The sequence below is a fragment of the Paraconexibacter sp. genome (assembly GCF_041602235.1).
GTDB lineage: Bacteria > Actinomycetota > Thermoleophilia > Solirubrobacterales > Solirubrobacteraceae > Paraconexibacter.
Map to the genome: position 1 here is coordinate 1 of NZ_JBFIGP010000169.1, position 8,336 is coordinate 8,336.

The window sequence follows — 8,336 nt, forward strand, 5'->3', positions numbered from 1 at the left end:
GCGGGATCGCGGCGACCGATGTGCCCGATGGCGATCCGCACCCCGGCGGAGATCGCGGCGGGCACCGTCGCGAGCCTCGCGCCGAGCCGCGACAGCCGCCCGCCGCCGCTGGCCCACTGCGCGAAGCGGCGCTCGACGTCGGACGGGACGAAGGTCATCAGGACCGCGAGCACGATGACGACGAGGCCGAACAGCGCGGGGACCACCGTCACGCCGAACGGCGCCGGCCCCTCCAGGATCCCCCAGCTGAGGCCGTACCCGACCACCACCAGGGCGCCCATGTACACGGCGTAGGTGAGCACCAGGAACGCGATCGACCGATCCGCCACGTCGCGTCGGGACATGCCGCTGCGCCGCAGCGCCCACGCGGTGAGCGCGATGCCCCCGGCCCCCCCGGCGGCGAACAGCCGCGTCGCCGCCAGCCCCGCCATGGTGATCTGGTAGCTCTCGCGGTAGCCGATGTGGGCCTTCGACGGCCCGCTGACGTAGACCCCCTGGAACAGCCCGACGTAGCCGGCGAACGACAGCAGGCTGAATCCGAAGGCCATCAGGAGCCACAGCGGGTCCCCGTCGCCGAGCCGGTGCCAGGTGTCCTCGAGGCCGCTCAGCTGCGGCAGCACGAAGTAGAAGAACGCGACGACGCCGAGCACGAACAGGACGCCGAGCACGACGGTCCTGCGCGTCACCTCGACCCGCGGCATCTCCTCGTCGTCGGTGTCCTCGGAGGAGATCTCCGGACCGGAGGACAGCGCGTCGCCGGCGAGCTCGGCGGCCACGCGCGGCACGTCCTTCACCCGGCCCAGGGCGGGATGCGGGCGCGGCACGCGGACGGCCCCGGCCGCCGTGACGGGCGCCCCGGCCCGCTCCTCCCCCACCTCGGGTACCGCCGGGTCGGGTGGCGCAGGCGGCGGGCCCGGGCCTTGCCCGCCGGTGGCCGGACCCGGTGGGCGCGGACCTCCGCCGTCGATGTCGCGGTCGCCGCTCATGCGCGGGCCGCCGACTCCAGACGCTGGACGCCACGGGAGACCCCGCGCAGCAGCGGCGCCGCACGCGGCCCGACCCGGCGTACCCCCTCCGCGAGCGCCAGGCCCGCGATCAGGTCGACGACGTAGTGCTCACCGAGGTAGACGAGCCCGAAGCCGAGGGTCACGGCATAGCTCCACCCCAGCGCCCCCTGCAACGGCCCGGTGTCGGTCAGCAGGTGCGCGGCCATCACGGATGTCGCGAAGTGCAGCGAAGGCATGGCTGCCAGGGGGTTTCCCCCGAGGAAACCGTACATCGGCTCCCAACCGTCTTTCCAGAACACCTCGCCGTGCTCCACCATCATCCGGCGCAACTCGGGGGCATGGCCGTTCTGGGCGGCGTACCACGGGGGCGCCGTGGGCAGCGCCCAGTAGCCGATCAGACCGAGGTCGAAGACGCCGTACATGGAGGCGGCACCCGACGGGAAACGCTCCGGACGTCGCAGCAGCAGGTAGAGCACGGTCCCGTGCGGCACCAGGAACCACAGCCAGTGCGCCCACACCAGCACCTGCTCGGCACCGCGCACCGTGCCGGGACGCCCGAGGCGACGCTGCAGCCTGACGCCGGGCAGCTCGCCGAGCCCCAGGACCCGGTCGATCTTGACCGGGTAGCTGATCCGCACCCGCTCTCGCTGGCGCTCGGGATCGTCGGCCGGCATCTCGTACGTCGCGATGTAGGCCCACATCTGCAGGGCGCAGGTCGCCACGTCGCGGCGCCGCGACCGCGGGAACGCCACGCAGATCGCGAAGGGGGCGGCCGCCGCGGCGGTCGTGACCACGGGAGGAGGCAGGCGGAGGCGGCGGCGCGCGAGGGGCGCCGCGATCCCGGCCGCGGCGATTCCCCAGGCCGCGGCCCTGATGGCGCTCGACATGCGCACAGCGCGGCCAGTATAGGTTCGATGATGGACGACTCTCCGGCAGGTCTCCGCGTCGCCGTCACCGGCGCCGGCGGATTCATCGGCGCCGCCACGTGCGCGCGTCTGGTCGGCGACGGCGCCGACGTCGTCGGCCTGGACCTGTCGGCCGCCGTCGGCGGGCGCGTCGAGGCGACGGGCGCGGCGTTCCGCACCGCTGACGTCACCGACCCGGTGGCGCTGACCCGCGCCCTCGAGGGCTGCCAGGCCGTCGTGCACACCGCGGCCCTCGTGTCCGACTGGGGTGCGATGGAGGACTTCGTCCGGGTCAACGTCGGTGGCACGCGAACCGTGATGGACGCGGCCGAGGCCGTCGGCGCCGACCGCGTGGTGCACCTGTCCTCGGTCGCCACCTGGGGCTACGAGTTCCACGGCGACCTGCCGTCGGAGGACGCCCCCGCCCGTGTCTGCGGCGCGCCCTACGTCGACACGAAGACCGCATCGCATCTCCTCGCGCTGCACCGCGGAGCGGCCGTGGTCCGCCCCGGCGACGTCTACGGCCCCGCCTCCCAGCCGTGGACGGTGCGCCCGGTGCGGATGCTGCGCGCGGGCCGCTTCGTCCTCCCCGGTCGCGGTGACGGGATCCTGACCCCCGTGTACGTGGACGACCTGGTCGATTGCGTGGTCCGCGCCCTCGTGCACCCCGACGCCGGTGGCCGAGCCGTCACGGCCCACGACGGCTCGCCGGTGACCACGCGCGAGTTCTTCTCCTACTACGCGCGCATGCTCGGACAGGACGGCGTGCGCTGCCTGCCCAGGCCGCTGCTCCGTCTGGCGGCGGCGGGGTTCGAGCAGATCGCGCGACGCACGGGCACGACGCCCGACGTGACGCGTCAGGCGCTGACGTACCTCTCGCGCACGGGCGCCTATCCGAACACGGCGGCCCGCGACCTCCTGGGCTGGACGCCGTCGACGTCGTTGCCGGAGGGCATGGCCCGCACCGAGGCGTGGCTGCGCGACGAGGGGCTGCTCGGGTAGCAGCGCCCGCGCGGTCCGGCGGCCGCTCAGCGCGTCGCCGCCGCCTTCAGGGCGGCCACCTCGGCGACGAAGGTCGCGACGACCGCGCTGTCCGGGTCGACCTCCGGGTGCCATTGGACGCCGACCGCGAGCGTCCTGTCCGGCAGCTCGATCGCCTCGGGCAACCCGTCCGCCGGCGCCGTCCCGGTCACGACGAGCCCCGCTCCGAGCCGGTCCACGGCCTGATGGTGGTGGGAGAACGTCCGGTGCAGCGTCTCACCGGCCAGGCGCGCCGCCGCCGACCCGGCGTCCAGCCGGACGTCGTGCTCGTTCCCCGGCCAGCTCCCGAGCACCCGGCGGTGGTCGTCGTGGCCCAGCGAGTCCGGCAGGTGCTGCACCAGCGTCCCCCCGCACGCGACGTTGAGCACCTGCATCCCGCGGCAGATGGCCAGCAGGGGCATGTCGCGCTCCAGCGCGCGGCGGGTCAGGGAGATCTCGTAGGCGTCGCGTGACGGGTCCGTGGTCACCACGCGCGGGTCGCGCGCGGCTCCGTAGCTGCCGGGATCGACGTCGGTCCCCCCGGCCAGGATGATGCCGTCGAAGAGGTCGAGCACCTCGTCGGGGTCGACGACGTAGCGCTCGTCCGGCGAGATCAGGAGCGCCAGACCGCCCCCGTCACGCACCGCCTCGGGGTAGACCGCGGGGACGAATGCAGCGGGCTCGTTCCACGCTCCGTAGCTGACCGGTTCGACGCTCGCGCAGATGCCGATGATGGGTCGGGACACCATCCGATCGTACGCGCACATAGGATGCCGCTCATGGGCGACTACGAGCTCACGCGGGACACCGGCACCGTCCGGGTCTGGCGCAACGGTCCGGCGACGAAGATCGAGCTGCATCGGCCCGAGGTCATGAACGCCTTCAACGGAGCTCTCTGCCGCGAGACGCTGGCCGCGCTCCAGGAGGCAGGCGCCGATGACGACGTGCGCGCGATCATGCTCACGGGCGCAGGCGCGGCCTTCTCGTCGGGCGCCGACCTCCAGTCCTTCAGCGACTCCGACGACCCGCCTCCGGTGACCGACAAGGGCCTTCCGGATCTCCGCCGGTCCCTGCAGGAGCGGTACAACCCGATCGTCGAGACCCTCCGGTCCGTCCCCAAGCCGGTCCTCAGCGCGGTCAACGGACCCTGTGTCGGCGTCGGCCTCGGCATCGCCCTGGCCGGCGACCTCGTGATCGCCGCCGAGTCCGCGTACTTCCTGCTCGCGTTCGTGAACATCGGACTCGTTCCGGACGGCGGCGCATCCCTCTTCGTCCCCGAGCGCATCGGGGTCACCCGCGCCGCCGAGATGGCGATGCTGGGCGAGAAGGTCCCCGCAGACAAGGCCCTGGACTGGGGCCTCGTCAACGCGGTCCACCCCGACGCGGACTTCGCGTCGGCAGCCGACGCTCTCCTCGAGCGACTCGCCACCGGTCCGACGCAGTCCTACGCGGGCACGAAACGCCTGCTCAACGCCGCATCGATGTCCCGTACCACGCAACAACTGGCCCTCGAGGCCGATGTCCAGCAGGAGATGGCAGGTACGCAGGACTTCGTCGAAGGTGTCATGTCCTTCGCGCAGAAGCGCCAGGCCGCCTTCTCCGGGCGCTGAGGCGCCCCGTTGCATCCGGCTCCCGCCGATCTCTGACTACAATCCACGCCGCCTTGAGTGCCATGAATCCGAATCCCTCCCGCCGCCGGACACTCGTCCTGGCGCTGCTCGCCACCGCCGGCCTGACGCTGCTGTTCACGGGCACCGCGTCGGCCGACCTGCTCACCCCCGAGGACGGTGGTTCGCCCAACGCGGACAAGATCGACTCGCTCTACAAGGTGGTCCTCGCCATCGCGACGGTCATCTTCCTGCTCGTCGAGGGCGGCCTGTTCTGGTCGATCTACAAGTACCGCGCCAAGAAGGGGGCCGTCGCGGCGCAGATCCACGGCAACACCCGCCTGGAGATCGGGGTCACCGGCGCCGCCGCCCTCATCCTCGTCGCCCTGGCCGTGGTGACGTTCGTGCAGCTCGACGACATCCGCAACCCCCCCAACTCCGGTCCCGACGGTCTCGAGCTGGCCGACGGCGTCCTCACCGCGAGCACCAGCAAGCGCCTGCCCCCCAACGGCAAGAGCCTCAACATCGAGGTCAACGGCCAGCAGTACGTGTGGCGGTACACCTACAACGGCGACGGCGACGGCAACACGCTCAACGACCCGTTCTCCTACGAGGAGATGGTGGTTCCCACGAACACCACGGTCACGCTCGACATCCGCGCTCAGGACGTCGCGCACTCGTGGTGGATCCCCGCGCTCGGTGGCAAGTTCGACGCGGTCCCGGGCTACACGAACCACACCTGGTTCAAGATCCCCAAGCCCGGCGTCTACACGGGTCAGTGCGCCGAGCTCTGCGGCCGCAACCACGCGAACATGACCGCACGGGTCCGAGCGGTCACGCCTGCCGAGTTCGAGCAGTGGATCGCCGACAAGCAGGCGGAGATCGCCGCAGCCAACAAGGCCGCGCAGGTCTCGCGCACACAGATCGAGGGTGACGCCGGCACGGCGGCCTCCTCCACCGACCAGCCGGCCGAAGCCGGCGCGACGCCCTGATCCTCCGAGGACACCAAGCTCTTATGGCCACTGTTACCACCACAGCCGTCCCCCAGATCGTCGCGCACGACGTCAAGCGTCCCGACACGGGCTGGACGTCGTGGGTCACGACGACCGACCACAAGAAGCTCGGGATCATGTACCTGGTCCTGACCTTCGGCTTCTTCATCCTGGGCGGTGTCGAGGCCCTGATGATCCGCCTGCAGCTCTCACAGGCGGACAACACCCTCCTGTCGCCGGAGGTCTACAACCAGCTGTTCACGATGCACGGCACGACGATGATCTTCCTCTTCGTCGTCCCGATCATGGCCGGCTTCGGCAACTACTTCGTGCCGCTGATGATCGGCGCCCGGGACATGGCGTTCCCGAAGTTGAACGCCCTGTCGTTCTGGATGCTCGCCGCCGGCGGCATCGTGTTCTACGCCTCGATCTTCTTCTCCCCGCCGGAGTGCGGGTGGACCTGCTACTCGCCGCTCTCGGACGACCAGTACCTCCCGTCCGGCGGCGTCGACGCCTGGATCTTCCTGATCCACCTCACCGGCATCAGCTCGCTGGTCGGATCGATCAACTTCTACGTGACGATCGCGAACATGCGGGCTCCCGGCATGGGCTGGGGCCGGATGCCGCTCTTCGTCTGGGCGATCCTCGTGTACGCGGTGCTGCTCATCCTGGCGCTGCCGGTCATCGCCGGCGCCGTGACGCTGCTGCTCACCGACCGCCACTTCGGGACGCACTTCTACGACGCGGCCCAGGGCGGCGCGCCGCTGCTGTGGCAGCACCTCTTCTGGTTCTTCGGGCACCCGGAGGTCTACATCATGGTGCTGCCGGGCTTCGGCATCGTCTCCGAGGTCCTGCCGGTCTTCAGCCGCAAGCCGATCTTCGGCTACAAGGCGATCGCCGCGTCGACCGTGGTCATCGCCTTCCTCGGCCTGCTCGTGTGGGCGCACCACATGTTCGCGACGCCGAGCCCGACGATCGTGCTCGTCTTCTTCATGCTCAGCTCCTTCCTGATCGCGGTGCCGACGGGCGTGAAGATGTTCAACTGGGTCGCGACCCTCTGGCGGGGGACCCTCGAGTTCACCGTCGCGATGCTGTTCGCGCTCGGCTTCCTGTTCACGTTCCTCATCGGCGGGATCACCGGCATCTTCCTGGCGATCTTCCCGGTCGACTGGCAGCTCACCGACACGTACTTCGTCGTCGCCCACCTCCACTACGTGCTGGTCGGCGGGGCCGTGCTGGCGATCTTCTCGGGCATCTACTACTGGTTCCCGAAGATGACGGGCCGGATGCTCAGCGAGGGCATCGGCAAGGTCTCGTTCTGGCTGATGCTCATCGGCTTCCACGTGACCTTCCTCATCCAGCACTCGATCGGCCTCGACGGCATGCCGCGTCGCGTCTACGAGTACCCGGATGTCGGCAACCTCGAGATCTACAACCTGGTCTCGACGATCGGGTCGTTCATCCTCGGCATCGGCGTGATGGTCACCGTCTACAACGTGGTCCGGTCCCTGAAGGTGGGCGCCGTCTCCGGCCCGGATCCGTGGAAGGCCAACACGCTCGAGTGGTTCACCACCTCCCCGCCCCCGGTCAACAACTTCGACACGGTGCCGCGCATCCGCTCGGTGGAGCCGATGAAGGACATCCGTCGTCAGGTGCTGCGTCAGCAGACCGAGGCTCCGACACCCGTCCCGGCCGTCGCGACCGAGACCGAGGCTCCGGCGGGGGCCTGACCCCCGCCGAGGCACGCAGGGCCTGCCGCAGGCGGTAGGCTCGCTCACCCCGATGGCCGCAACACGCGCCACGACCGTCGACGCTCCGCTCGCGGCGCCCAGCGCCGCGCGGCAGCTGCTCTCCGACTACACCGAGCTGACCAAGCCCAAGGTGCAGTCGCTGCTGCTGCTGACGACGGTCACCACCATGCTGGTCGCCGGCAGCCCGTCGATCGGCCTCATCCTGCTCACCTGCCTCGGGGGCTACCTGGCCGCCGGAGGTGCCGGCGCGGTGAACCACTGGTACGACCGCGACATCGATCTCGCGATGGCGCGGACCGCCAACCGGCCGATCCCGTCGGGCCGCGTCTCCCCCCGGGCCGCGCTGACCTTCGGCATCGTGCTGGCCGTCGCGTCGTTCGTCCTGATGTCGCTGACGATCAACCTGCTGGCCGCCAGCCTGTCGTTCTCCGGCTTCCTCGGGTACGTGTTCGTCTACACGGTGTGGCTGAAGCGCCGGACGCCGCAGAACATCGTGATCGGCGGCGCCGCCGGCGCGGTCCCGCCGCTCGTCGGGTGGGCCGCGGTGGAGGGATCGCTCAGCGGCACGGCCATCTACCTGTTCGCGATCGTCTTCTTCTGGACGCCGCCGCACTTCTGGGCCCTCAGCCTCCTGATGAAGGAGGAGTACGCCAAGGTCGGGGTGCCGATGCTCCCCACCGTGCGCGGTGAGGCCGAGACCCGTCGGCAGATCCTGCTGTACACCGTCCTGCTGTACGCCGTCACGCAGCTCCCGTACTGCGCCGGCGGCATGGGCGAGATCTACCTCGCCTCGTCGCTCGCCCTCGGCGGCCTGTTCATCGTCGGTGCCGTGCGGCTGTACCGGCGAGCCGACCGCCAGGCCGCGCTGAAGCTCTACCTCTTCTCCCTGGCCTACCTCGCCCTGCTCTTCGCAGCGATGGTGGCCGACGCCAAGCTCTAGACTGAAGGAACCATGGATCGCAAGCTCGCACGCAAGAACGTCCGGTCGGGGATGATCACGACCGCCGTCGTCATGTTCATGTTCGGTATGACCTTCGTCGCCGCCTACATCTAC

7 protein-coding genes and 1 pseudogene are annotated in these 8,336 nt (G+C 70.5%); 5 read left to right on the top strand and 3 right to left on the bottom strand.

Translation table 11 applies throughout. The features are described 5' to 3' along the window. Together ABYE80_RS13425 and ABYE80_RS13430 are read right to left on the bottom strand one after the other, a co-directional pair. Positions 1 to 986, bottom strand: a pseudogene (locus ABYE80_RS13425) (hypothetical protein); the annotation flags it as partial. Next, positions 983 to 1,894 carry a phosphatase PAP2 family protein gene (locus ABYE80_RS13430; RefSeq protein WP_372790790.1) on the bottom strand — a complete coding sequence of 304 codons (912 nt, stop codon included), beginning with the start codon at positions 1,892 to 1,894 and terminating at the stop codon, positions 983 to 985. The pseudogene ABYE80_RS13425 and the gene ABYE80_RS13430, both read right to left, overlap by 4 nt. A gap of 30 nt (positions 1,895 to 1,924) precedes the next feature. Here ABYE80_RS13430 and ABYE80_RS13435 point away from each other — a divergent pair, with 30 nt between their 5' ends. Beyond that, positions 1,925 to 2,914 (top strand): NAD-dependent epimerase/dehydratase family protein, encoded by a 990-nt coding sequence (locus tag ABYE80_RS13435; protein WP_372790791.1) that lies wholly within the window; start codon positions 1,925 to 1,927, stop codon positions 2,912 to 2,914. Between the two features lie 26 nt (positions 2,915 to 2,940). On the opposite strand, the gene ABYE80_RS13440 is transcribed toward ABYE80_RS13435, so the two are convergent. Further along, positions 2,941 to 3,681, bottom strand: coding sequence for a gamma-glutamyl-gamma-aminobutyrate hydrolase family protein (locus ABYE80_RS13440; RefSeq protein WP_372790792.1), 741 nt, complete (start codon positions 3,679 to 3,681; stop codon positions 2,941 to 2,943). Between the two features lie 30 nt (positions 3,682 to 3,711). Between ABYE80_RS13440 and ABYE80_RS13445 the strand changes: the two genes are divergently transcribed. The 4 genes from ABYE80_RS13445 (at position 3,712) to ABYE80_RS13460 (ending at position 8,222) form a co-directional block, all read left to right on the top strand. Further along, complete coding sequence (locus ABYE80_RS13445; protein WP_372790793.1) at positions 3,712 to 4,542, top strand: enoyl-CoA hydratase/isomerase family protein; 831 nt, start codon at positions 3,712 to 3,714, stop codon at positions 4,540 to 4,542. A 62-nt stretch (positions 4,543 to 4,604) separates the two neighbouring features. Next, complete coding sequence (coxB, locus tag ABYE80_RS13450; RefSeq protein ID WP_372790794.1) at positions 4,605 to 5,531, top strand: cytochrome c oxidase subunit II; 927 nt, start codon at positions 4,605 to 4,607, stop codon at positions 5,529 to 5,531. A gap of 23 nt (positions 5,532 to 5,554) precedes the next feature. Further along, entirely contained in the window at positions 5,555 to 7,261 is a 1,707-nt protein-coding gene (gene ctaD, locus ABYE80_RS13455) for a cytochrome c oxidase subunit I (RefSeq protein ID WP_372790795.1), read from the top strand. Between the two features lie 52 nt (positions 7,262 to 7,313). After that, the gene (locus tag ABYE80_RS13460) at positions 7,314 to 8,222 is read left to right on the top strand and encodes a heme o synthase (protein ID WP_372790796.1); all 909 of its coding nucleotides are present in this window, start codon (positions 7,314 to 7,316) and stop codon (positions 8,220 to 8,222) included. Positions 8,223 to 8,336 lie beyond the last annotated feature (114 nt).